Origin of the sequence: Streptococcus sp. CCH5-D3 (assembly GCF_001556435.1) — a bacterium.
Classification (GTDB): Bacteria; Bacillota; Bacilli; order Lactobacillales; family Streptococcaceae; genus Streptococcus.
The window spans coordinates 1-339 of record NZ_LSIW01000115.1 but is presented as its reverse complement, the minus strand read 5'-3'; the positions used below and the strand labels follow the sequence as shown (position 1 = coordinate 339).

Annotated in this window: 1 protein-coding gene; it reads left to right on the top strand. The window is 40.4% G+C overall.

Going from position 1 to position 339, the window contains the following annotated elements; genetic code table 11:
- Nucleotides 1-339 (top strand): GBS Bsp-like repeat-containing protein (locus tag AX662_RS07650; RefSeq protein ID WP_197414686.1); only part of this gene is annotated, 339 nt, incomplete at both ends.

The window sequence follows — 339 nt, the reverse complement described above, 5'->3', positions numbered from 1 at the left end:
TAGACACAGCTAGCCATAAGAGTGATGCTGGTACCTATTCTGTGCATCTTTACTATATATTAGATGGTAAACGAACTTATATTACCGAAACTACAGCCAAAGTCCCTGAAACTCAAGTAACAGGAAAATTGACGATTACCAACCAAACGTCTAATGGCTTTGATGTTATCGTTACCAATGTTTCAGGTGGTGGCAAAGAAGTTAAAGAAGTGCGTATCCCAATCTGGTCAGATAAAGATGGTCAAGATGACCTCACTTGGTATCATGCTGATAAACAGTCAGATGGTAGCTACAAGGTTCATGTAGACACAGCTAGCCATAAGAGTGATGCTGGTACCT